Annotated in this window: 13 protein-coding genes; 9 read left to right on the top strand and 4 right to left on the bottom strand. The window is 71.0% G+C overall.

What is annotated here, in order from left to right; all coding sequences use genetic code 11:
• The first annotated feature begins 20 nt into the window (after positions 1 to 20).
• The 4 genes from ACIBPB_RS24245 (at position 21) to ACIBPB_RS24230 (ending at position 6,512) form a co-directional block, all read left to right on the top strand.
• Positions 21 to 2,438, top strand: a complete 2,418-nt coding sequence (locus ACIBPB_RS24245) for a ricin-type beta-trefoil lectin domain protein (protein ID WP_396841762.1) — start codon at positions 21 to 23, stop codon at positions 2,436 to 2,438.
• A gap of 44 nt (positions 2,439 to 2,482) precedes the next feature.
• On the top strand, positions 2,483 to 4,369 hold the full coding sequence (locus ACIBPB_RS24240; protein ID WP_396841761.1) for a family 43 glycosylhydrolase: 1,887 nt from the start codon (positions 2,483 to 2,485) through the stop codon (positions 4,367 to 4,369).
• 98 nt (positions 4,370 to 4,467) lie between these two features.
• On the top strand, positions 4,468 to 5,586 hold the full coding sequence (locus tag ACIBPB_RS24235; RefSeq protein WP_396841760.1) for an RICIN domain-containing protein: 1,119 nt from the start codon (positions 4,468 to 4,470) through the stop codon (positions 5,584 to 5,586).
• Between the two features lie 83 nt (positions 5,587 to 5,669).
• Positions 5,670 to 6,512 carry a CPBP family intramembrane glutamic endopeptidase gene (locus ACIBPB_RS24230; RefSeq protein ID WP_396841759.1) on the top strand — a complete coding sequence of 281 codons (843 nt, stop codon included), beginning with the start codon at positions 5,670 to 5,672 and terminating at the stop codon, positions 6,510 to 6,512.
• 168 nt (positions 6,513 to 6,680) lie between these two features.
• Here the strand turns inward: ACIBPB_RS24230 and ACIBPB_RS24225 are convergent, their stop codons facing one another.
• Positions 6,681 to 8,168 carry an endo-1,4-beta-xylanase gene (locus ACIBPB_RS24225; protein ID WP_396841758.1) on the bottom strand — a complete coding sequence of 496 codons (1,488 nt, stop codon included), beginning with the start codon at positions 8,166 to 8,168 and terminating at the stop codon, positions 6,681 to 6,683.
• 43 nt (positions 8,169 to 8,211) lie between these two features.
• Positions 8,212 to 10,323 carry a family 43 glycosylhydrolase gene (locus tag ACIBPB_RS24220; RefSeq protein WP_396841813.1) on the bottom strand — a complete coding sequence of 704 codons (2,112 nt, stop codon included), beginning with the start codon at positions 10,321 to 10,323 and terminating at the stop codon, positions 8,212 to 8,214.
• 396 nt (positions 10,324 to 10,719) lie between these two features.
• Between ACIBPB_RS24220 and ACIBPB_RS24215 the strand changes: the two genes are divergently transcribed.
• Complete coding sequence (locus tag ACIBPB_RS24215; protein ID WP_396841812.1) at positions 10,720 to 12,303, top strand: sigma-70 family RNA polymerase sigma factor; 1,584 nt, start codon at positions 10,720 to 10,722, stop codon at positions 12,301 to 12,303.
• Between the two features lie 15 nt (positions 12,304 to 12,318).
• On the opposite strand, the gene ACIBPB_RS24210 is transcribed toward ACIBPB_RS24215, so the two are convergent.
• Positions 12,319 to 13,704 carry a ricin-type beta-trefoil lectin domain protein gene (locus tag ACIBPB_RS24210; RefSeq protein ID WP_396841757.1) on the bottom strand — a complete coding sequence of 462 codons (1,386 nt, stop codon included), beginning with the start codon at positions 13,702 to 13,704 and terminating at the stop codon, positions 12,319 to 12,321.
• 577 nt (positions 13,705 to 14,281) lie between these two features.
• On the opposite strand from ACIBPB_RS24210, the gene ACIBPB_RS24205 reads away from it, so the two are divergent.
• From ACIBPB_RS24205 to ACIBPB_RS24190, 4 genes are all read left to right on the top strand, one after another.
• On the top strand, positions 14,282 to 15,643 hold the full coding sequence (locus ACIBPB_RS24205; RefSeq protein WP_396841756.1) for an RICIN domain-containing protein: 1,362 nt from the start codon (positions 14,282 to 14,284) through the stop codon (positions 15,641 to 15,643).
• An 82-nt stretch (positions 15,644 to 15,725) separates the two neighbouring features.
• Complete coding sequence (locus ACIBPB_RS24200; RefSeq protein WP_396841755.1) at positions 15,726 to 18,107, top strand: ricin-type beta-trefoil lectin domain protein; 2,382 nt, start codon at positions 15,726 to 15,728, stop codon at positions 18,105 to 18,107.
• Positions 18,108 to 18,420: 313 nt separating this feature from the next.
• A complete protein-coding gene (locus tag ACIBPB_RS24195) occupies positions 18,421 to 19,959 on the top strand; it encodes a non-reducing end alpha-L-arabinofuranosidase family hydrolase (RefSeq protein ID WP_396841754.1) in 1,539 nt (512 codons plus the stop codon).
• Positions 19,960 to 20,519: 560 nt separating this feature from the next.
• On the top strand, positions 20,520 to 21,506 hold the full coding sequence (locus ACIBPB_RS24190; protein WP_396841753.1) for a LacI family DNA-binding transcriptional regulator: 987 nt from the start codon (positions 20,520 to 20,522) through the stop codon (positions 21,504 to 21,506).
• A 108-nt stretch (positions 21,507 to 21,614) separates the two neighbouring features.
• Here the strand turns inward: ACIBPB_RS24190 and ACIBPB_RS24185 are convergent, their stop codons facing one another.
• Positions 21,615 to 23,096 carry an arabinofuranosidase catalytic domain-containing protein gene (locus ACIBPB_RS24185; RefSeq protein WP_396841752.1) on the bottom strand — a complete coding sequence of 494 codons (1,482 nt, stop codon included), beginning with the start codon at positions 23,094 to 23,096 and terminating at the stop codon, positions 21,615 to 21,617.
• Positions 23,097 to 23,594: the final 498 nt, after the last annotated feature.

The following is a 23,594-nucleotide window of genomic DNA, read 5'->3' as shown; positions in this document are numbered from 1 at the left end:
CTACCGAAAGGGAATCGCGTATGTCGAGGCTGAGCACACTCCTCCGTCCACCGCGACCGCTGGCGGGGCTGGCCGCCGTGGTCCTGGCCACCACCGGCCTGGTGGCGGTGACCGCCGGGCCGGCCCAGGCCGCGACGTCGATCACCATCAACGGATCGTCCGGCGGGCAGGCGTTCGACGGTGTCGGTGCGGTCAGTGGCGGTGGCGGTAACAGTCGACTGCTCATCGACTACCCGGAGCCGCAGCGGGGCCAGATCCTCGACTACCTGTTCAAGCCCGGCTACGGCGCCGCGCTGCAGATCCTCAAGGTGGAGATGGGCGGGGACACCAACTCCACCAGCGGCTCCGAGCCGAGCCACGAGCACGTCCGCGGCGACCTCAACTGCAACCGCGGCTACCAGTGGTGGATCATGGAGCAGGCCAAGGCCCGCAACCCCAACATCAAGTTGGCGGCGCTGCCCTGGGGCGCCCCGGGGTGGATCGGCAACGGCACCTTCATGTCCCAGGACATGATCAACTATTTCGTGGACTGGCTGGGCTGCGCCCGGCAGCACAACCTGACCATGGACTACATCACCGCCGCGCAGAACGAGAAGCAGACCGACGCGAACTGGACCATCAACCTGCGCAGCGCGTTGAACAGCAACGGCTACAGCGGCGTGAAGATCATCTACGGTGACGACTACCCGGGCAGCTGGGGTCCGGCCAACGCGGTGGCGTCCAACGCCACGCTGCGCAACAGCATCGACGTGCTCAGCGGCCACTACCCGTGCGGCTACCTCAGCGCGCAGACCTCCTGCTCGGTGTCGTCGACCGCCACCAGCACCGGAAAGCCCCTGTGGGACAGCGAGGGCGGCTCCCAGGACTACAACGACGGCGCCAAGCCGCTGGCCCGGGGCGTCAACCGCGGCTACATCGACGGCCGGATGGTCGCCTACCTCAACTGGGACCTGATCGCGGCGATCACCCCGAACCTGCCGTGGGCCACCGTCGGGCTGATCCTGGCCAACCAGCCCTGGTCCGGCTGGTACTCCGTCGGCAAGAACACCTGGGCGCTGGCCCACACCGCCCAGTTCACCGCGCCCGGCTGGAAGTACCTGGACTCCGCCACCGGCTACCTCGGCGGCAACCGCGCCAACGGCAGCTACGTGTCGTTGAAGTCGACCAACAACACCGACTACAGCACCATCATCGAGACGATGGACGCCACCAGCGCCCAGCAGCTCAACGTCAGCGTCACCGGCGGCCTCTCCACCGGCCAGGTGCACGTGTGGGCGACCAACCTCAACTCGAACAACACCAACGACTTCTTCGTGCACACCAGCGACATCACCCCGTCGGGCGGCGCGTACTCGCTGACCCTCCAGCCCGGCTACCTCTACAGCATCACCACCACCACCGGCCAGGGCAAGGGCACCGCCACCAGCCCCGCCCAGGGCTCGCTGGGGCTGCCGTACCAGGACACCTTCGACAGCTACCCCACCGGCCGGCTGCCGAAGTACCTGCAGGACATGCAGGGCGCCTTCGAAACCGTCGGCTGCGGCGGCGGCCGGTCCGGCATCTGCCTGCGGCAGATGTCGCCGCAGGCCCCGATCACCTGGAAGACCCTCGCCGACCCGGCCACCTACGGCGGCAGCCTGGCCTGGGGCAACTACACCGTCTCCGCCGACGCCCTGCTCGAGAAGTCCGGGTACGCGCAGCTGGAGGGTCGGGTCGGCACCACGAACCTCGATCCCATCGGCCGCTACAACGCCTACTTCCTGCGCGTCACCGACGGCGGCTCCTGGTCGATCCTGCGCAACAACACCGCCGGACAACTGACCACCCTGCGCAGCGGCACGGTCGCGGCGCTGGGCACCAACCGCTGGCACAGCCTCTCCCTCGGCTTCTCCGGCAGCACCATCACCGCGACGATCGACGGCACGACGGTCGGCACCGCGAGCGACACCTCCTTCGTGGCCGGCCAGGTGGGCTTCGGCACCAGCCAGGGCCAGACCGCCCAGTTCGACAACCTGTCCGTGGTGGCCGGCCCCGGTGGTGACCCGGGCGGCACCACCAGCTCGCTGCGCAACACCGCCGCCGGCCGGTGCCTCGACGTGCCCAACCAGTCCCAGACCAACGGCACCCAGGTGACGCTCTGGGACTGCAACGGGGGCGCCAACCAGCAGTGGACCTACACCTCGGGCAAGCAGCTCCAGGTGTACGGCAGCAAGTGCCTGGACGCCAACGCCCAGGGCACCACCCCCGGCACCAAGGTGATCATCTGGGACTGCAACGGCGGCACCAACCAGCAGTGGAACGTCAACAGCAACGGCACCATCACCGGCGTCCAGTCCGGCATCTGCCTCGCCCCCAACGGCGGCGGCACCGGCAACAGCACCCCGATCGTCCTTGCCAGCTGCACCGGCGGCAACGACCAGAAGTGGAGCCGGAGTTGAGGCCCGGCCGACCCCCGTCCGACCCATCCGAAAGGCGACCCATCATGTCACTGTCCTTTGTGCCCGGCCGGCGGGGACCGCGTCTCGCGGCGCGACCCGCCGGCGTGCCGGGGAGGCTCAGCGGGCCCACCCGGCCGGCCCGGGCCAACCGCCGCACCAGGCGGGTGCTGGCCCTGGCCGTGAGCCTGCTGACCGTGCTGGGGCTGTTCCCGGGGATCGCCCGGGCGGACAACCCGATCGTGCAGACCATCTACACCGCCGATCCGGCGCCGCTGGTCTACAACAACCGGGTCTATCTCTACACCGGCCATGACGAGGACAACTCGACCTGGTTCACGATGAAGGAGTGGCGGGTCTGGTCCTCCGACGACATGGTGAACTGGACCGACCACGGCTCGCCGCTCAACCTCGCCAGCTTCAGTTGGGCCAGCGCCGACGCCTGGGCCGGGCAGGCGATCCAACGCAACGGCAAGTTCTACTGGTACGTGCCCATGACGGTCCGCGCGACCGGCCGGATGGGGATCGGCGTGGCGGTCGCCGACAGCCCCACCGGGCCGTTCCGGGACGCCATCGGACGTCCGCTGGTGAGCAACGGGGAGATCGACCCGACGGTCTTCATCGACGACGACGGCCAGGCGTACCTGTACTGGGGCAACCCGAACCTGTGGTACGTGAAGCTGAACGCCGACATGATCTCGTACTCGGGCAGCCCGACCCAGATCCCGTTGACCACCGCCGGGTTCGGCACCCGGAGCGGGGACGCGAGCCGGCCGACGCTGTTCGAGGAAGGGCCCTGGGTCTACAAGCGCAACGGCCTGTACTACCTGGTCTACGCGGCCAAGTGCTGCTCGGAGTTCATCGCCTACTCGACCGCGCCGGGCCCGCTGGGGCCGTGGACCTACCGCGGCACGATCATGCCGACCCAGGGCAGCAGCTTCACCAACCATCCCGGGATCGTCGACTTCAAGGGCGGCTCGTACTTCTTCTACCACAACGGGGCGCTGCCGGGCGGCGGTGGTTTCACCCGGTCGGTGGCGGTGGAGAAGTTCAGCTACGGCACGAACGGCACGATCCCCACGATCACCATGACGACCACGGGCGCCCCACAGGTCGGGACGCTGGATCCGTACGTCCGGCAGGAGGCCGAGACCATCGCCTGGGAGTCGGGGGTGGAGACCGAGCCGAGCTCCGAGGGCGGAATGAACGTCGGCTGGATCGAGAACGGGGACTACATCAAGGTCAAGGGGGCGGGCTTCGGCACCGGCGCCGCCTCGTTCACGGCCCGGGTGGCGTCGGGCGGCAGCGGAGGCAGCATCGAGCTGCGCCTGGACAGCGTCAGTGGCCCGCTGGTAGGGACCTGCCGGGTGACCGGCACCGGTGGCTGGCAGAACTGGACCGACACCACCTGCCCGGTCAGCGGAGCCACCGGCACCCATGACCTGTACCTGCGGTTCACCGGCGGCAGCAGCTACCTGTTCAATGTCAATCACTGGCGGTTCACCGGCGGCGCCGGGCCGACCCCCAGCGACCCGCCGCCGACCAGCCCGTCGGCCACCGAGATCGTGGGCGTGCAGTCCGGCCGGTGCCTGGACGTGCCCAGCACCACCAACGGCACCCAGGCGCAGCTCTACGACTGCTCGGGCAGCACCCAGCAGCGCTGGACGTACACCTCGGGCAAGCAGTTGCAGCTGTCCGGCGGCAAGTGTCTGGACGCGGAGAGCGCCGGCACGGCGAACAACACCCGCGTGATCATCTGGGACTGCACCGGCGGGGCCAACCAGCAGTGGAACGTCAACTCGAACGGCACCATCAGCGGCGTTCAGTCCGGGCGCTGCCTGGACGCGGCCAACCGGGGCACCACCAACGGGACCAAGATCGTCCTGTGGGACTGCCACGGCGACACCAACCAGCAGTGGAGCCTGCGCGGCTGACAACCGGCGCACGGAGCGACCTGCCCGGTCCACTACGCGGCAGGTGGCGGGGCCGATGCTCCGCCGCCTGCCGCCCGGTCAGTCCGAGAGGAACGTACATGAGGAGAACAGCTCGATGGCTCAGCGCGGGCGTCGCGATGGGCCTCACGATGATCGGCCTGCTGGCCCCGGCCGGCCCGGCCGCCGCGGAGTCCAACGGCGGGGTACGGGTGATGCCGCTCGGTGACTCCATCACCGAGGGCACCCAGGTGCCCGGCGGCTACCGCATCGGCCTCTGGCAGCGCCTCGCCAACGGCCGCTACACCACCGACTTCGTCGGCTCGCAGTACAACGGGCCGGGCAGCCTGGGCGACCACGACCACGAGGGCCACCCCGGCTGGCGCATCGACCAGATCGACGCCAACATCGTCGGCTGGCTCAACACCTACCAGCCGCACAGCGTCCTGCTGCACATCGGCACCAACGACATCCTGCAGAACTACAACGTCTCCACCGCGCCGAACCGGCTCTCCACCCTGATCGACCGGATCACGAACACCGCCCCCACGGCGGAGGTCTTCGTCGCGCAGCTGACCCCGTTGGCCAACAGCGGCCAGGAGTCGGCCGTACGCACCTTCAACGCGGCCATCCCCGGCATCGTGCAGGGCAAGGTGAACGCCGGCAAGCACGTCCACCTCGTCGACATGCACAGCGCCGTGACGACCGGCGACCTGATCGACGGCATCCACCCCACCGCCACCGGCTACGACAAGATGGCCGCCGTCTGGTACGCCGCCCTGCAGGCGGTCCCCGGCAGCATCGGCACCCCGGGTGGCACGGGGGGCGGGTCGACCACCGCGATCGTCGGCGCGCAGTCCGGGCGCTGCCTGGACGTGCCGAACGGCAGCACCACCAACGGCACCCAGGTGCAGCTGTACGACTGCTGGGGCGGCACCATGCAGCAGTGGACCTACACGACGGCCAAGCAGTTGCAGGTGCTCGGCACCAAGTGCCTGGACGCTGAGGGCGGCGCCACCGCGAACGGCACCCGCGTGATCATCTGGGACTGCAACGGCCGGACCAACCAGCAGTGGAACGTCAACGCGAACGGCACCATCAGCGGCGTCCAGTCCGGACGCTGCCTCGACGCCTACAACTGGGGCACCGCCAACGGGACCAGGATCGTCCTCTGGGACTGCCACGGCGGCACCAACCAGCAGTGGAGCCTGCGCAGCTGACAACCGGCGCACGGGGCGGCCGGGCGGCCTGACGGTCGCCCGGCCGCCCCGTGATCCCGCACACCGATCGGTAGGCTGTGCGCGTGGCCGAGCCGGTGCGCGAGTCCGGCGCCCGGCCGGTGGTCGCGTTCTTCGGGCTGGTCTTCGTCCTCAGCGGCGCGTTCTACCTGCTGGGCCCGCTGCTCGGCGGCCTGTCCCGCTGGACCCGGGCGGAGGTGCCGGCCAGCGCCCTGATGTTCGTCTGCCCGGCGATCGCAGCCGTCGTCCTGACGTACCGCCGGCGCGGACGGCGAGGACTGGGTGACTGGGCGTCCGGCCTGGTACGCCTGCCACGCGCCACCCACCTGGTCTGGTATCTCCCGGCGCTGCTGCTGCCACCCCTGGTCCTGGCGACGTCCTACCTGGTGCTGCGCTGGACCGGCGCGCCGCTGCCGGAGCCGGCCATCGCCTGGTCGGCGCTGCCACCGCTGGCCGCCGTCTACCTGGTCAGCGCGCTGGCCGAGGAGGTCGGGTGGAGCGGGTACGCCACGACGCCGTTGCGGCAGCGCTGGGGAGCCCTGGCCGCGGCCCTCGTCATCGGCGTGGTCTGGGCGATCTGGCACATCGTGCCGCACCTGCAGACCGGTCGCTCCACGTCCTGGATCGTCGGGCAGTCCGTGTTCACCGTGCTCTTCCGCGTGGTGCTGGTCTGGCTGTACGACAACGCCGGCGGCGGCATCCTGGCGCCGGCCCTCTGCCACGCCTCCTACAACGTGGCCTGGTCGTCGTTTCCCCGAGCCGGCTCCCACTACGACCCGTCGCTCGCCGCCGCCGTCATGGCGGTGGCCGTCGCGGCCATCATCGCGTCCGGGCAGAGGCCGGACCTGACCGCGACGCCGCCGAGGCGCCGCGACCGGACCTCCCGCTCGACGCCGGACAACGCGTAGCGACGACCCACGCGCCGCACCACCGGGATTCCCGGCCCCCGCCGCCCACCGGCTCGTGGCCCCGCGGCGCGGCGATGTCCCGGTGCTCCCCGGACGGGAGCACCGGGACACCCGGTCAGCGGATCGGATCGGTGCCCCGCCGCCGGACGGCGGCGCGATCCCGCCCCGCTAACCGACCCGGACGAGCTGCCACTGTTGGTTGGCGCCGTTCCAGTCGGCGTACTGCACGACGTTGGCGCCGTCGGTGGTGGCGGCGCCCTGCACCTCGACGGCCTTGCCGCTGTTGCGGTTGATCAGCCGCAGGTAGCCGCTGGAATCGGCGAGTTGGAACTGCTGGTTGCCGGCGTTGTTGTCGGTCCACTGGATGATGGCCGCGCCGTCGGCGGTGGACGCGCCGTTGACGTCGAGCACCTTGCCGGAGTTGCGGGACTTGACGCGGTAGTAGCCGCCGCCGGAGTCGACGAACTGCCACTGCTGGTTGGCGCCGTCGTTGCGGGTCCACTGGGTGATCCGCGCGCCGTCGGTGGTCGACTTGCCGTAGACGTCCAGGGCCTTGCCGCTGTTGCGGTTGACCAGCACGTACCAGGCACTGGTGTCGACCTGGCCCGGCGGCGGCGTGCTGCCGCCGCCGGCGTTGAGGGCGTTCAGCACCGCGGTGTAGGCGGCCTTCTTGTTGCCGTTGGCGTCGAAGAGCAGGGGGTTGTCGCCGCCGCGCCAGGAGTCGCTGTCGCGGACGCCCCAGGTGGTGATGCCGGTGCAGCGGGCGACGGCGAGGCACGCCCGGGTGACGGCCGCGTACATGTTGGCCTGGTTGGAGCCCTGGGTGATGTCCAGCTCGGTGATCTGCACGTCGACCCCGAGGTCGGCGAAGCGTTGCAGGTTGGCCTGGTAGTCACCGGGCATCGTGGTGCCGAGGTGGGACTGGAAGCCGACGCAGTCGATGGGTACGCCGCGGGACTTGAAGTCGCGGACCATGTTGTAGATGCCGGTCGACTTCGCGTTGACGCCGTCGGTGTTGTAGTCGTTGTAGCAGAGCTTGGCGCCCGGGTCGGCGGCGCGGGCGGTGCGGAAGGCGACCTCGATCCAGTCGTTGCCGGTGCGTTGCAGGTTGGAGTCGCGGCGCCCGCCGCTGCCGCCGTCGGCGAAGGCCTCGTTGACGACGTCCCAGGCGTAGATCTTGCCGCGGTAGTGGGTGGCCACCTGGGTGACGTGGTTCATGGCGGCGTTGCGCAGCGTGCTGCCGGACATGTTCTGCGCCCAGCTGGGCTGCTGGGCGTGCCAGAGCAGGGTGTGGCCACGGACCTTCATGCCGTGTGCCTGGGCGTGGCTGACGATCTGGTCGCCGCCGGTGTAGCGGAACTGGTTCTGGGACGGCTCGGTGGCGTCCCACTTCATCTCGTTCTCGGGGGTGATCGCGTTGAACTCGCGGTCCAGGATGCCGGTGAACTGGCTGTCGGAGAGCTTGAACGCGGGCACGGCGGCGCCGTAGTAGCGGCCCTTCTCCGCGGCCGAGGCGCCCAGCGTGGTGCCCGCGTCGGCGGAGCCGGACATCAGCAGCGGGGCGCCGACGGCGAGCAGCGCGGCGGTCAGCAGGGTCAGGATCGCCCGGAGCCGCTGCGGGAGCCGTCCGTGCGGCGGGCGGGGAGGTTGTCTCATCTGCACACCTTCCGGGGTTTCTGGTGGTGGGGGCGGTGCCGGATCAGGGGGTGGTCATGTCGAACTTGCGGACGGTGACGGCGCCGCCGAGGGCGCGGGTCGCGTAGTTGAAGATCCCGTAGCGGTAGCCCATGAAGAACTGCCAGGCGTTGTTGAGGGTGAAGGCCGGACCGAGGGCGGTGAAGGTGACGCCGTCGGTGCTGTAGGAGAAGCGGGCCTGCCGCCCGCTGCCGGGCCGGATGTCGGCGTTGGCCCGCAGCCAGATCCGGCCGCCGGAGACCGCGGCGGAGGCCGCCTCGGTGCCGGTCCCGGTGGTGTTCCAGTTGCCGTCCATGGTCAGGCCGTTGACCAGGGTGACCCGGGTGGCGCCGTTGTCGCGTTTGACGCCGATCCAGGCCGAGGAGTCACGCAGCATCGCGAGCCCGGCCCGGTCGCCGTCGCTCATGGCCGAGTAGTCCAGCTCGATGGTCGCCGTGGACGTGGGCCCCTGGATCCGGTGGGTGAGCGTGTTACGGGCCGCGTACAGGTCGTTGGTGACCGTGGCCGTCTGCAGGCGCAGGCCGCTACCGGTCGACCACTTGGTGTTGTCCGGGTTGTGGTTCCACTCCCAGCGCGGGCCGAGGCCGCTGCCGGTGAAGGTGTCCGCGCCGGTCATCGGCTGCACCGTCTTCGACGAGGCGGGGATGTTCGGCGTCGGGTAGCTCGCGCCCCACCCGCCGTTGACGGTCTGGACCTGCGGCCAGCCGTCGCCGGTCCAGGTGATCGGGGCCAGCGCCGGGACCCGGCCGCCGGGGTAGGCGTCGACGAAGGCCATGTAGTACCAGTCGCCGTTCTGGGTCTGCACGAGGCCGCCCTGGTGCGGCACGCCGCCGCCGGACATCGGGCCGGGCATGTTGAGCAGCACCTGGCGCATCTCGTACGGGCCGAACGGGCTGGTGGAGCGCAGGACGTACTGGCCGTTGGCGGGGCGGGTGAGCCAGATGTAGTAGTAGCCGTTGCGCTTGTAGAAGCGCGACCCTTCGAGGGTGCCGACGCTGGACGGGGTGCTGAACACCTGCTGGGAACGGACCTGGCTCAGCCCGTCGGCCGACAGTTGGGCCACGCTGATGTTCGTGTTGCCGTACGCCACGTACATGGTGTCGTTGTCGTCGACGAGCAGCCCGGCGTCGTAGTAGCAGTTGTTGATCTGCGAGCGCTTCTGCCAGGTGCCGTCGACGGCCGTCGAGGTGTACACGTACGTGCGGTTGAACTCGACGCAGCCGATCCAGTAGTACGTGCTGTTGCTCTTGCGGTAGTTGAAGGCCGACGCCCAGATCCCCTTGACGTACGCGCGCCCGCCGTTGAGGTTGTACGCGTTGGAGCCGAAGTCGAGGCTCGGCACGGAGTGCCCGGCGTACTCCCAGTGCACCAGGTCGTAGGAGCGCAGGATCGGCGCGCCGGGGGAGTAGTGCATGGTCGACGCCGAGTAGTAGTAGGCGTCGCCGACGCGGATGATGTCACCGTCGGCGAAGTCCTGCCACACCACGGGATTCGTGTACGACGTACCGGACGGCGGCGGCGTGGTGGGGGTCGGGTCGCTGCCGTCGACCCGGGCGAGCTGCCACTGCTGGTTGGCGCCGTTCCAGTCGGTGTACTGCACGACGTTGGCCCCGTCGGTGGTGGCGGCGTTCTGCACCTCGACGGCCTTGCCGCTGTTGCGGTTGAGGAAACGGACGTAGCCGTCGGCGGAGTCGGCCAGCCGGAACTGCTGGTTGGCGCCGTTGTGGTCGCTCCACTGCACTATGGCCGCGCCGTCGGCGGTGGACGCGCCGTTGACGTCGAGCACCTTGCCGGAGTTGCGGGACTTGAGGCGGTAGTAGCCGCCGCCGGAGTCGACGAACTGCCACTGCTGGTTGGCGCCGTTGTTGCGGGTCCACTGGGTGATCCGGGCGCCGTCGGCGGTGGAGGCGCCGTAGACGTCGAGGGCCTTGCCGCTGTTGCGGTTGACCAGGACGTACCAGGCATTGGTGTCGACCGACGCCGCGGCCGCCTCGGTGACGTTGACCGCCACGGCGGCCATGCTGGCCAGCAGGGTCACGACGGCCGCGGCGGCCAGCCCCGGGCGCCGGCCGCGCCGGCTTGGGGCGGCCGGTGGGGGCGCGTGGTCGATGGGCATGGGCATGTTCCCTCCACTCGGAGTTGACGCCACGCTGTTAGCGCTAACAACTCTCGGTAGGCGTCGGGTCGTAAACGGTGGTGGTGCTGGGGGTCCCGAGGTGTGCAGGCCCTACGCCCACTGCACAGACATCGAGGTCGCCAACGTTGCCAGAATGTTTCGCGGCATTCAAGAGCTAGGCGCTGATCGATGTATTCGGCCGCCGGGTGGTCGCCTGTCGACTCGCCATCGGCGCGACCGATAACACTTTTTGGCACGCTCATTTGCCGCCCCCGGTCCCGCCTCTTCTTGACGGGGTGGTCGGTCTTCGGCGACAGTCAACGACCACCGCCAACCGGCTGCGGCCGCCACCACTGATCACCCGCCCCGATCGAACTGTGTGACTGCGACGTGAGGATGCGAGCTACCGGCAGGAACGAGACGGACCTCGTGGTCGCGGCCCAGGCAGGCGACCGGCGGGCCCTGGACGAGTTGCTGGCCCGCGGCCTGCCGCTGGTCTACAGCCTCGTGCACCGCGCGCTGAACGGGCACCCGGACACCGACGACGTCGTCCAGGACGCCATGCTGCGGGCCATCCGCCGGCTTCCGGAACTGCGTACCCCCGAGAGCTTCCGGCCCTGGCTGGCCGCGATCGCGCTGCGCCAGCTCGGCACCCACCTGCACCGCCGGCGGGCGGCTGCCCGCCGGACCGCGCCGCTGGACGAGGCGGCCGGGACGCCCGACGTCGACGCCGCCGTCGAGGACGTCACGACCCTGCGCGTGGAGCTCTCCCGGCAGCGCCGCCAGACCGTCCGGGCGAGCCACTGGCTCGACCCGGACGACCAGGCCCTGCTCTCCCTGTGGTGGCTGGAGGTGGCGGGCGAGCTGACCCGGGCCGAGTTCGCGGCGGCCCTGGGGGTGAGCGTCGCGCACGCGGCCGTGCGGGTGCAGCGCATGCGCCATCAACTCGACCTGTGCCGGGAACTGCTGGCCGCGCTGGAGGCCCGGCCGAGGTGCCCCGAGCTCGACGCCGCGGCGGCGGCGTGGGACGGCGTGCCGAGCCCGTTGTGGCGCAAGCGCCTGGTCCGACACACCAGGTCCTGCCCGCGCTGCGGGCACGCCGCCGACGGCATGATCGGTGCGGAGCGGCTGCTCCTCGGGCTCGGCCTGCTGCCCGTACCGGTCGGGCTCGCCGCCGTGCTGGTCGCCCGGGGAGCGCTCGGCACGGCGGCCGGGTCGACCACCGCCCTGCCCGGCGCGCTGAGCTCGGCGTCCGGCGGCGGGGCCGGCGCCGGTGTCAAGGCGGCGGTCTTCGGCCAGCTGCTCCAGCCGGTCGTGGCACACCCCGTCGCCGCCACCGTGGTTGCCGCGGCCCTCGCCGCCGGCGCCGCGGTCACCGTGGCGGTCCTGCCCACGCCCGCGCCGCCCGCGCCGGTCGCCGCGCCACCGTCCCCGGCCGGGCCGCGGACCACCGCCGCCCCGGCGCCGGTGGGCACCCCGCGGGAGCCGACCGCACCGGCGTCCCGGGCACCGAGACCGTCCGCCGTCCGGACCGCCGCGCTGACCGCGGGCCGGCCCGTGTCGCTCGAGGCGGCCACCGCGACCGGACGGTACGTCGCGATCGTCGACGATCTCGGCGTCCTGCTGCCGCTCGGGCCGGACAGCACCGAGGCGGCCCGCCGCCAGGCGACCTTCACCGTGCTCGCCGGCCTGGCCGACGCCCGGTGCGTCTCCTTCCGCGCGCGGGACGGCCGCTACCTGCGGCACGCCTACTGGCGGCTCCAGCTCAGCCCGGACCAGGGGACGGAGCTGTTCCGGGGTGACGCCACCTTCTGCCCGCGGGACGGGACGGCGGCCGCCACGACGTCGCTGGAGGCGTCGAACTATCCCGGCTGGTTCCTGCGGCACCGCGACGGCCAGCTCTGGGTGGACCAGGCCGACGGCACCGCCGCCTTCCGCGCCGACAGCTCGTTCCGGGTCCGCCCGGCCCTGGCCGGCTGACCCGGCCGGGCCGGGTCAGCTCCGGTTCCACCGCTGGTTGGCCCCGCCGTTGCACGTCCAGAGCTGGACCTTCGCTCCGTCGTTCGTGGCCTGGCCGTTGACGTCCAGGCAGAGCCGGGACTGGACGCCGAGGACGGTGCCGTCGGCGGCCAGCATCCACTTCTGGTTGTCGCCGCCGTTGCAGTCCCAGATCACCACCGCGGTGCCCGCCGCGGTGCCCTGGCCGTAGGCGTCCAGGCACTTGTTGCCGTACACCCTCAGCTCGCCGGCCGGGCTCGGCGCGAAGGTCTGGTACGCCGCGCCGGTGCAGGTCCGCAGCTGGGCGGCCGCGCCGTTGGCCGTCGAACCGTCGGCGATGCTCAGGCAGCGCCCGGACTGCGCCCCGACCAGCCGGGACGCCGGCAGGGTCAGGGCTCCGCTGGCGGTGTCGACGCCCCACGAGCTGAACCAGCTCAGCGCGGCGGTGCCGCCGGGGGTGAGGGTGATCGGCAGCCAGACCGGCAGCGAGGAGTTCAGGTCCGACGGGTTCCACCGGTCGCCCAGGTACACGTAGCTGGTCCCGGCGCTGCCGCTGACCGGCAGCAGGAACGACGTCTGCGAGTCGTAGGTGCGACTGCCGGCCGGCGCGACGTTCCGGAACTCGCTCCACGGCCCGGCCGGCGAGGTCGCCGTCGCGTACACGTTGTCGTTGGTGGACCAGCCGGTCAGATGCGAGGCGAGCAGGAAGTAGCGGCCACCGACCTTCGCCATCGCCGGCGACTCCAGGTCCGGGAGGACCGCGACCGCGCCGACCACGCTGGTGTAGTCGGCGGAGAGCCGGTCGATCCGCAGACCGTGGTCGCGGTCCTCGGTGAGCAGGTACGCGGTGCCGTCGTCGTCCTTGAACAGGCCCAGGTCCCGGCTCAGGAAGCCGAGTGGCCGGCTGGAGCCCAGGTAGGTGTAGGGACCGCACGGCGTGCTGCTGACCGCGACCCCGGCGCGGGCGTCCCCGTACGAGCTGGAGTCGATGTGCATCCACATCACGTAGCGGCCGGTGGCGCTGTTGAAGATCACCTTCGGCCGCTCCACGATCCGTCCGGCGGCGAGGTCGCCGCTGGCCTGCCGGGAGAGCGCGTCGGTCTGCCGGGTCCAGTGCGCCAGGTCCGTCGAGGAGTAGCAGGCGACGGCGGTGAAGGTGGACCCGGCGCTCTTGTCCTCGCCCACCAGGTAGTAGGTGGAGCCGACGGTGAAGATGCCGGCGCCGTGTGCCTGCAGGCGCCGGCCGGCGGTGTCCGTCCACGGGGTACCGGGCGTGATCGTCGCGGTCGCCGCCTGCGCGGGCGAACCGATCCCCACCACGGCGAGGGTGCCGGTCACGGCCAGCACCAGTGCCAACAGGGTACGCCGGAGTCTCTGCTGCATGACGTCTCCGAGGTTCGAGGGGAAGGTGCTGCCGGGGCCGGCCGCGACGTCAGCGTCGGGCGATGCCGCTCGCCGGGTGGTGTGGTCGGCGGTCCGGATGGTCGGCGGTCCGGATGGTCGGCGGTCCGGATGGTCGGCGGTCCGGATGGTCGGCCTGCGCGTTGCCCGGTGACGCCAGCAGATTGCCAGAACGGCCGGACGCGTACAAGGGGCCGGACCCGCCTATTGTGTCGACCTTATGCGGGCATCGCGCATAACACTTTTCTCGCAACGGTGTCGGTCGCCGCCGGCGGGATGGTTCGACAATTCAAAATAGATGCGCTTCATTGCTGATCGCTGCTGTTATCGCTAACATAGCCCCTGCCGGGCTGGGCGGAGGCTGGGAGCCGGGCGACCCCAGCGCCCGCTCGGCCCGGGCTGCGCCCGGCTCGCCGGACCCGCCATCGACGGTCCGCGCGCCATCCCCCCTGCATCTGCTCGCAGGCCATCTCGGCGTGCCGACGCCCCCCGGCGTCGACCCGCCCACGCGGCACGCGCCCGTCCCCCTCGCGCGTGTCCCGCCTGGAAGGAGTGGTTCATGAAGGTGACAGCCCCGTCCTGGATCGGACGTCGTTGGCGATCGGCACTGGCCGCCGCCACGGCGGTGCTCGTCGCGACCGGTTCGCTCGTCGCGCTGCAGGCCGGGCCCGCCGCGGCGGCGTCGGTCGACACCAGTGCCTGGTACGTGCTGGTCAACCGCAACAGCGGCAAAGCCCTCGACGTCTACGGCGCCGCCACCGCCGACGGCGCGCGGATCACCCAGTGGACCCGCAACGACGGCACCAACCAGCAGTGGCAGTTCGTCGACTCCGGCGGCGGCTACTACCGCCTCAAGTCCCGCAACTCCGGCAAGGTGCTCGACGTCAACGGCGCGTCCACCGCCGACGGCGCGGCCATCATCCAGTGGACCGACAACAACGCCGGCAACCAGCAGTTCCGGCTGGCCGACTCGGCCGACGGCTACCTGCGGCTGATCAGCCGCAACAGCGGCAAGGCCGTCGAGGTGCAGGGCGCCGCCACCACCGACGGCGCCAACGTCGTGCAGTACGCCGACTGGAACGGCGCCAACCAGCAGTGGCAACCGGTCCTGGTGTCCGGCGGTGGCGGCACCGGTGGCGGATGCGGCAACGCGCCCGGGCTCTCGAACGGCAACCACACGATCCAGAGCGGTGGCAAGAGCCGCAACTACCTCCTGCGACTTCCGGGCAACTACGACAGCACCCGCCAGTACCGCCTGATCTTCGCGTTCCACTGGCGCGGCGGCACCGCCAACGAGGTCGACTCGGGTGGCACCAGCGGGGCCGCCTGGTCCTACTACGGCCAGCTGGAGCAGTCGAACAACAGCGCGATCCTGGTCGCGCCGCAGGGCCTCGGCAACGGTTGGGCCAACTCCGGCGGCGAGGACGTCACGTTCGTCGACGACATGATCCGGCAGCTCGAGGGTGCCCTCTGCGTCAACACCCGGCAGCTGTTCGCGCTCGGGTTCAGCTGGGGCGGCGGCATGAGCTACGCGCTGGCGTGCGCCCGGGCGAACGTGTTCCGGGCCGTCGCGGTCTTCAGCGGCGCGCAGATCAGCGGGTGCAGCGGCGGCACCCAGCCCATCGCGTACTTCGGGCTGCACGGCATCACCGACAACGTGCTCAACATCTCCCAGGGCCGGGCGCTGCGCGACACGTTCGTCCGGAACAACGGCTGCACGCCGCAGAGCCCGCCCGAGCCGGCGGCCGGCAGCCGGACCCACATCACCACGGCCTACTCGGGCTGCCGCAGCGGCTACCCGGTGCAGTGGGCGGCGTTCGACAACGGCCACATGCCGGGTCCGGTCGACGGCACCTACGCCGAGAGCGGCGTCACGACCTGGACCAAGGGTGAGGTCTGGCGGTTCTTCGCCCAGTTCTGACCGAGCCACCAGGCGCGTCGGCCGGGCCCCCGACCCGGCCGACGCGCGCACCACACCACCGCCATGACAGGAGACCGTGCCCATGTCCCCCTCGCCACCCAGTCGCAGACAGCTGGCCGTCGGCCTCGCCGGGGCGGTCATCGGCGCCACGGGCGCGCTGGTCGCCGCCGCGCCGGCCGCCGCGGCCACCACCACCCTCTACGCCGCGCCCAACGGGACAGGCAGCACCTGCTCGGCCAGCCAACCGTGCTCACTGACGGCCGCTCAGGAGGCCGTACGGTCGCGGAACGCCGCGATGTCCGGCGACATCGTGGTGGAGTTGGCCGACGGCGTGTACCGGCTCGCCGCCCCGCTGCGCATGACCGCCGCCGACTCCGGCAACAACGGCTACACCGTGGTCTGGCGGGCCGCCGCGTCGGCCCGACCGGTGATCAGCGGGGCGCGGGCGGTCACCGGCTGGTCGCTCGTCGACGCCGGGAGGAACATCTGGCGGGCGAACGTCGGCGCCGGGATCGACAGCCGGCAGCTCTACGTCAACGGCGCCCTCGCCACCCGCGCCCGGACGGCGGTGAACCGCGCCGACTTCACCTTCACCACCACCGGCATGCGGTTCAGCAACAGCGCGCTGAGCTACCTGAACAACCTCGCCAACCAGAACCGGATCGAGGTGGAGAGCGTCGGCTCGTTCACCGACCGGTACGCGCCGGTGCAGAGCATCTCCGGCAACGTGCTGACCATGCAGCAGCCGGCGTGGAACAACAACACGTTCGGCTACGACACCCTCAGCCGGCCGCACCGGGCCGGCCCGCTCTACCTCGCCAACGCCTACGAGTTCCTGGACTCGCCGGGGGAGTGGTACCTCGACCCGGGCTCCGGCGGGCTGTCCTACATCCCGCTCGCCGGGCAGAACATGGCCACCACCAGCGTCGAGCTGCCCGTGCTGTCGTCCCTGCTGGACGTCGGCGGGACCTACGACGGGCCGGCGCACCACCTCTCGTTCAGCGGGATCACCTTCAGCGGCACGAGCTGGCTCGGGCCGAGCAGCAACCAGGGCTTCGCCGACCAGCAGACCGGGGCCCACATCACCGGTACCTGGGCCCGGCCGGCCGACGCCCTGACCTCCTGCCAGGAGGGCTGCCAGCTGTTCGAGGCCACCCGGCCGAGCTGGAGCCAGATGCCGGCGGCCGTGCAGGTGTCCGCGGCCAACACGATCAGCTTCAGTGACTCCCAGTTCGTCAACCTGGGCCAGACGGCGGTGGGGATCGGCAACGACGCGAACGCGCACGCCAGCGGGGTCGGCCTCGGCGCCAGCAACATCACGATCACCCGCTCCGAGATCGCCCGCAGCTCCGCCGGGGGCATCGTGGTCGGCGGCGTACGCGCCGACGCGCACCACCCGAGCGACTCGCGGATGGTCAATCGGAACATCACCGTGAGCAACAATCGCATCCACGACCTCGGGCTGGACTACCGGGGCATCGTGGCGGTCCTGACCACCTACGTCAGCACCGCCACGGTCACCCACAACGAGGTCTACAACCTGCCGTACACCGGCCTGTCGGTCGGTTACGGGTGGGGCAGCAACGACGCCGGCGGCAGCACCGAGTACGCCAACCGGGGTTTGTACAACTACCAGCCGCGCTACAGCACGCCGACCACCGCGTCCAACAACCAGCTCACCGGCAACTACGTCCACGACGTCATGCAGCAGATGACCGACGGGTCCTGCATCTATACCCTGTCGAACCACCCGAACGGGCTGATCAGCGACAACTACTGCCTGCGCAGCAACGGCTGGTTCGGGCTCTACTTCGACGAGGGCTCCCGCTACTACACCGCCCGCTCCAACGTCTTCTCCTCGACCGGCACCTGGGCCACCGCCAACTACTGGGGCGGGGAGAACATGGGCAACTTCACCGTCACCGGGAACTGGTCGACCAACGGCAGCAGCAACGTGACCAACGGCGATCGCGGCAACGTGGTCTCCGGCAACACGACGGTCACGAACAACAACTGGCCGTCGGCCGCCCAGGCGGTGATGGCCGCCGCCGGGGTGCAGAGCACCGGCGGCCAGCAGGGCGTGCAGATCGTCGGCGGCCAGTCCGGCCGGTGTGCCGAGATCGGCGGATCCAGCACGGCCAACGGCACCCAGGCGCAGCTCTGGGACTGCACCGGTGGCACCAACCAGCGGTGGACCTACACCGGCGGCCGGCAGTTGCAGGTCTACGGCAGCAAGTGTCTCGACGCGTCGGGGCAGGGCACCACGAACGGCACCCAGGTGATCATCTGGGACTGCAACGGCCAGACCAACCAGCAGTGGAGCGTGAACGCCAACGGCACGGTGACCGGCGTCCAGTCGGGGCTGTGCCTGGACGCGTACGGCGCCGCCACGGCGAACGGCACGAAGCTCGTCCTCTGGGCGTGCAACGGAGGCACGAACCAGCAGTGGACGTTGCGCTCGTGAGCACGGCGCGGCCGGCCGGCCGGCGGTTACCGGTCCGGGAGCCACCCGCGCCCGGGCCGGGAGGCACCTCCGGCGGGCCGCGAATATTACGTCTTGACGAACGATATGTTATCGCTCACAGTCGATGGGCAAGGACGACGGGACCCCTGGCTCACCGGGCAGGGCCTGGTCTCCTCGGCATGCAGGTCCAGGCGTTGGGCAGGGCGGGTGAGCTCGCTGTTAGCGCTAACACGCCGCGCGTTCGTCCGGTCATGCGTCCCGGTGCGCCCGGCTGCGGGCGGACCGTTCGGCTTCCGGTCACTGAAGGAGGAACATGTCTGCCTTGGGTACGTCTCCCTCGATAGCGCCGCCCTCGCCTCGGCGTAGGTGGTTGCCGCGGGTGGTCGCCGCCGCCGCGGCGTCCGTGCTGGTCGGTGGTGCCGCCGCGGTGGTGGTGTCGACGCCCGCCGCGGCGGCCACGGTCGACACGAGCGCCTGGTACGTCCTGGTCAACCGCAACAGCGGCAAGGCCCTGGACGTCTACAACCTGGCCACGAACGACGGCGCGCGGATCGTGCAGTGGACGCGCAACAACGGCAACCAGCAGCAGTGGCAGTTCGTGGACTCGGGCGGCGGCTACTACCGGCTGCGCTCGCGGCTGTCCGGCAAGGTGCTCGACGTCTACAACTGGTCGACCGCGAACAGCGCCAACATCGTGCAGTGGACCGACGGCAACCAGGCCAACCAGCAGTTCCGGCTGGCCGACTCCGACAGCGGCTACGTCCGGCTGATCAACCGGAACAGCAACAAGGCCATGGAGGTGATGGGTGCCTCGACCGCCGACGGCGGCAGCATCGTGCAGTACGACGACTGGAACGGCACCAACCAGCAGTGGCAGCTCGCCCGCGTCGACGGCGGTGGCACCCCCACCACGCCGCCGCCCACCACGCCGCCGCCCGGCGGCACCTGCTCGCTGCCGTCGAGCTACCGCTGGTCGTCGACCGGCGCGCTGGCGACCCCGCGGTCGGGCTGGGTCTCGCTGAAGGACTTCACCAACGTCGTGTACAACGGCCGGCACCTCGTCTACGCCACCACGCACGACACCGGCTCGTCCTGGGGGTCGATGAACTTCAGCCCGTTCACGAACTGGTCCGACATGGGCTCGGCCAGCCAGAACGCGATGCCCTTCTCGGCTGTCGCACCGACGCTGTTCTACTTCGCTCCGAAGAACATCTGGGTGCTCGCCTACCAGTGGGGCGGGACGGCGTTCTCCTACCGGACGTCCAGCGACCCCACCAACGTCAACGGTTGGTCGGCACAGCAGACGCTCTTCACCGGCAGCATCTCCGGCTCCGGCACGGGTCCCATCGACCAGACGCTGATCGGCGACGGCTCGAACATGTACCTCTTCTTCGCCGGGGACAACGGCAAGATCTACCGGGCCAGCATGCCGATCGGGAACTTCCCGGGCAACTTCGGGTCGAGCTACACGACGATCATGAGTGACTCGACCAACAACCTGTTCGAGGGGGTCGAGGTCTACAAGGTCCAGGGCCAGAACCAGTACCTCATGCTGGTCGAGTCGATCGGCTCGCAGGGCCGCTACTTCCGCTCGTACACCTCCAGCAGCCTCGGCGGGTCCTGGACCCCGCAGGCCACCAGCGAGAGCAACCCCTTCGCCGGCAAGGCCAACAGCGGTGCTACCTGGACCAACGACATCAGCCACGGTGACCTGGTGCGGAGCAACCCGGACCAGACCAAGACCATCGATCCCTGCAACCTGCAACTGCTCTACCAGGGGCGGTCCCCGAACTCCGGCGGCGACTACGGCCTCCTGCCGTACCGCCCGGGGGTGCTGACCCTGCAGCGCTAGGGCAGTGACGCTGGTCCGGTCCGGGTTTCCGGGCGGCCGCGGCGACGGCGCCGCCGGACCGGACCAGCGTTCCCACCCCCGAACGGGGCCGGGATGACCCTGGGTGGGCTCGGTGGGCGGCCGAGCCCATCCACGGTCATCCCGGCCGCGCCCCGGCGCACGCCGTTCGTCCCGACCCAGGCCCGGCCGGGCCCCGGCGCACGCCGTTCGCCCCGACCCCGACCCAGGCCCCGGCCGCGCCCCGGCGCACGCCGTCGTCCCGACCCCGACCCCGACCGCGCCGCACCGGCGCACGCCGTCGTCCCGTCCGGTCCGGGACCGCGCCCGTCCGGGCGACCGCGGCCGACCCGCGGCGTTCCGACCAGTGGGCGCGGCCGTGCCTCGCCGGGGCGGGAAGCCGGCTGGGCGTACACTGACGCTGGCCTTGTGCCGGGCTGCCCTGGGCACGCTCGGCCGGGGCGGGGGCAGGGCTGCGGATGGCGCGTCCAGCCGCTCCGGCGTTCGACCGCCGGAGCACGGTCGGGGCTTGGCGGGAGGGTGAGCGCGTGCGGGGTCCCGCGATGACGGATGTGGCCCGCCTTGCCGGGGTCTCCCACCAGACGGTGTCGCGGGTGCTCAACGGGCACCCCAACGTCCGTGAGCAGACGCGGCTGCGGGTGCAGGCGGCGATCGCCGAGCTCGGCTACCGGCCCAACCGGGCCGCTCGTGCGCTGGTCACCGGCCGGTCGCAGGTCATCGGGGTGGTCGCGCAGAACACCACGCTGTACGGTCCGGCGTCGCTGCTGGCGGCGCTCGAGCAGACCGCCGCCGAGGAGGGCTTCGCGGTCACCGTGGGCAGCGTGCGGGACCTCGATCGGGTCTCCATCTCCGCCGCCGTCGAGCGGCACCTGGCCCACCGGGTGGCCGGCATCGTGGTCATCGCTCCGGTGGAGTCCGCCGGTGAGGCGCTGGAGCACCTGCCGAAGGACGTCCCGCTGGTGACCGTCGACGGCGACCCGCGCCGTCCGGTGCCGCTGGTGACGGTGGACCAGGTGGCCGGTGCCCGGGACGCCACCCGGCACCTGCTGGACGCCGGCCACCGTACGGTCTGGCACGTGTCCGGGCCGGCCGACTGGTTCGACAGCGCCGGTCGCATCGAAGGCTGGCGGGAGGCGCTGCGGTCCGCCGGCGCCGAGGTGCCGCCGCTGGTGCCGGGGGACTGGTCGGCGGCGTCCGGCTACCGGTGCGGGCAGATGCTGGCCCGGATGCCCGAGGTGACCGCCATCTTCACCGCCAACGACCACCTCGCGCTGGGTGTGCTCCGCGCGTTGCACGAGTACGGCCGCCGGGTCCCGGACGACATCAGCGTGGTCGGCTTCGACGACGTGCCGGAGGCGGCGTACTTCATCCCGCCGCTGACCACTGTCCGGCCGGACTTTGACGCGGTGGCCCGGGCCAGCCTGGAGCTGCTGCTGGCGCAGATCGGGGCCGGGGCGGTGGGTGAGCTGCGGCAGACCATAGCGCCGACCCTGGTCTCCCGGCAGAGCGTCGGGCCGCCCGCCCGCTGATCGCTCGCGGCGCCGGTGCCCGCCGGCGGGGCGGAGCGGTGCCCGCTGCGCGGTACGGCTCCACCCCGCCGTCCGTGGTGCCGTCGGCGGCACCGGGCGGAGGTGCGGTCAGTTGCGGAGGGCGAACTGCTGGTTGGTCCCGCCGTGGCAGGTCCACAGCACGATCTTGGTGCCGTTCGTGGTGCCCCAGTTGTAGGCGTCGAGGCAGAGCCCGGACTGCACGCCGCTGATGGTGCCGTTGGCGTTCAGATTCCACTGCTGGTTGGACTGGCCGTTGCAGTCCCAGATGATCGCCCGGGTGCCCGGGGTGCTGCTGGCCCCCTCGGCGTCGAGGCACTTGTTGCCGTACACGGTCAGCTGCTTGGCCGAGGTGTACGTCCAGCGCTGCATGTTCCCACCCCAGCAGTCCCAGAGCTGGACCTGGGTCCCGTTGGTGGTGCTGCCGTCCGGCACGTCGAGGCAGCGGCCCGACTGGTTGCCCACGATCTCGACGTTCTGCCGGGTGCCGCCGCCGGTGCTCGCCGCGTAGCCGGCGGCGTTGATGTTGGCCTGGACCGAGTTCTCGGTGGCGTCGGAGGGGTAGCCGGAGGTCATCACGCCCTCGTAGAAGGTGCCGGCGGAGCCGTGGCTGTTGTCGCCGCCGATGCCGAGGATGATCGCGCCCTCCTTCTTCATCGGGTTGTAGCCCGCGACGTTGGGGCGGGGCCCGTTGTAGTAGGTGGACAGCCCGCCGGACTGCGCGTTGCCGGCCCGGATGGCCCAGTGGTTCGGCTCGCCCTTGACGATGGCGGTCAGGAACCGGTGGGTCACGGTCGGGTCGTTGGCGTTGTAGCCGGCGTTGACCCCGGAGAAGAGGCCGTTCTCCAGGTCGGCCATGACCCAGGGGCCCGGGCCGGTGCCGTAACCCCAGACCTTGATGTTGCCGAAGTAGATGGCCTCCATGGTGCCGTTGCCGTTGTCCCGGCTGTTGGTCTCGGCATTGCCGTAGTCGAAGCAGCATCCGCCGTTGTAGTGGGTGCCGTCGAAGATGGCGTACATGCCCTCCGGCTGGTCGCCCCTGGCGATGCCGTTGGTGTTGTTGTTGCGGTAGCCGGTCCCGGGCGCCACGAACACGCCGTACGCCTTGTGACCGTTGACGGTGACCGGCGCGAGGGCCGCGTCGGCGAGGTTGTCGTAGCCGCCGGCCGCCGGGCCGGAGAACCCGCCGGGCGGTGCCTGGGTCAGGTGGTTGCCCCGACCGGACTGGTCGTAGATGACGGAGATGACGCAGTTGGTGCCGGCGCAGAACGTGTCCTGCGTGGCGGCGTTGGCCACGTCTCCCGGGGCGAGCGGGGCGACGTCGCGGGTGGCGTTGTCGGACGAGCGTCGGACCTGGTAGAGCGGCCCGTTGTAGGAGCCGTAGAGCGCCCGGGTGGTGCTGTGCGCGGCCACGCACGGCGTGCCGCCGGAGGCGTAGATGTCGCAGGGCCCGGTGGTCGCAGCCCGGGCCTGGGGCGTCGCGGCGGACACGCCGCCGGTGATCGCGGCGACCAGCACCAGGGGTGCCAGGGTGGCCGTCAGGCGACGCCGACGGCCGACGTTCGGTTTCATCGTTCCTCCCGGATGGATGACGGGCATGTGAACGCTAACATCGACAATTAGCGTCGCGTTCACATCCGCATCTGTCAACGTCCGGTGCGCGCTGGGCGGGGTCGGACCCGGCTCTGAGCACTCGTTATCCGTCCCCCTTTCGCAGTTGATCAGGGAGGGTGGTGCGGTCGCGCCGACGGCGCCCGGGCCGGGCCGGAGTCGACTATTGACATCGGCGGTCATCCACCTGTTACATAAACCAGGCCGGGCGATGTTAGCGGTAACAGGGCAGGGTCGAGGGGCGCGGCCAGACGACGAAGGCGGCTCGCCGCCGCCGGATCGACGCTCCTACCGGCCCCGCGTTCGTGCCGCCCACCGGTGAGCGACAAACCCCGCCGGGTCCGATGTGCATCCCGCGCGGCACCACCAGCAAGCACCCGCCGGCGTCCGGGCCACCACTCGTCCCACCACCCCGGGCCGGTGCCCCTGTTCCTCGCGCCGCCGCCTCCTGGGTCGTCC

Origin of the sequence: Micromonospora sp. NPDC049836 (genome assembly GCF_044465125.1) — a bacterium.
In the GTDB taxonomy this organism is placed as follows: domain Bacteria; phylum Actinomycetota; class Actinomycetes; order Mycobacteriales; family Micromonosporaceae; genus Micromonospora.
The sequence above is the reverse complement of the archived record's forward strand: the minus strand, read 5'-3'. Positions and strand labels throughout refer to the sequence as shown.

What these genes read in the sequence shown, in the direction of transcription:
- ACIBPB_RS24220 (WP_396841813.1), bottom strand. Translation starts at nt 10,323, where the DNA reads ATGCCCATCGACCACGCGCCCCCACCGGCCGCCCCAAGCCGGCGCGGC.
- ACIBPB_RS24240 (WP_396841761.1), top strand. Translation starts at nt 2,483, where the DNA reads ATGTCACTGTCCTTTGTGCCCGGCCGGCGGGGACCGCGTCTCGCGGCG.
- ACIBPB_RS24235 (WP_396841760.1), top strand. Translation starts at nt 4,468, where the DNA reads ATGAGGAGAACAGCTCGATGGCTCAGCGCGGGCGTCGCGATGGGCCTC.
- ACIBPB_RS24245 (WP_396841762.1), top strand. Translation starts at nt 21, where the DNA reads ATGTCGAGGCTGAGCACACTCCTCCGTCCACCGCGACCGCTGGCGGGG.
- ACIBPB_RS24195 (WP_396841754.1), top strand. Translation starts at nt 18,421, where the DNA reads ATGTCTGCCTTGGGTACGTCTCCCTCGATAGCGCCGCCCTCGCCTCGG.
- ACIBPB_RS24185 (WP_396841752.1), bottom strand. Translation starts at nt 23,096, where the DNA reads ATGAAACCGAACGTCGGCCGTCGGCGTCGCCTGACGGCCACCCTGGCA.
- ACIBPB_RS24190 (WP_396841753.1), top strand. Translation starts at nt 20,520, where the DNA reads ATGACGGATGTGGCCCGCCTTGCCGGGGTCTCCCACCAGACGGTGTCG.
- ACIBPB_RS24215 (WP_396841812.1), top strand. Translation starts at nt 10,720, where the DNA reads ATGCGAGCTACCGGCAGGAACGAGACGGACCTCGTGGTCGCGGCCCAG.
- ACIBPB_RS24210 (WP_396841757.1), bottom strand. Translation starts at nt 13,704, where the DNA reads ATGCAGCAGAGACTCCGGCGTACCCTGTTGGCACTGGTGCTGGCCGTG.
- ACIBPB_RS24205 (WP_396841756.1), top strand. Translation starts at nt 14,282, where the DNA reads ATGAAGGTGACAGCCCCGTCCTGGATCGGACGTCGTTGGCGATCGGCA.
- ACIBPB_RS24225 (WP_396841758.1), bottom strand. Translation starts at nt 8,168, where the DNA reads ATGAGACAACCTCCCCGCCCGCCGCACGGACGGCTCCCGCAGCGGCTC.
- ACIBPB_RS24200 (WP_396841755.1), top strand. Translation starts at nt 15,726, where the DNA reads ATGTCCCCCTCGCCACCCAGTCGCAGACAGCTGGCCGTCGGCCTCGCC.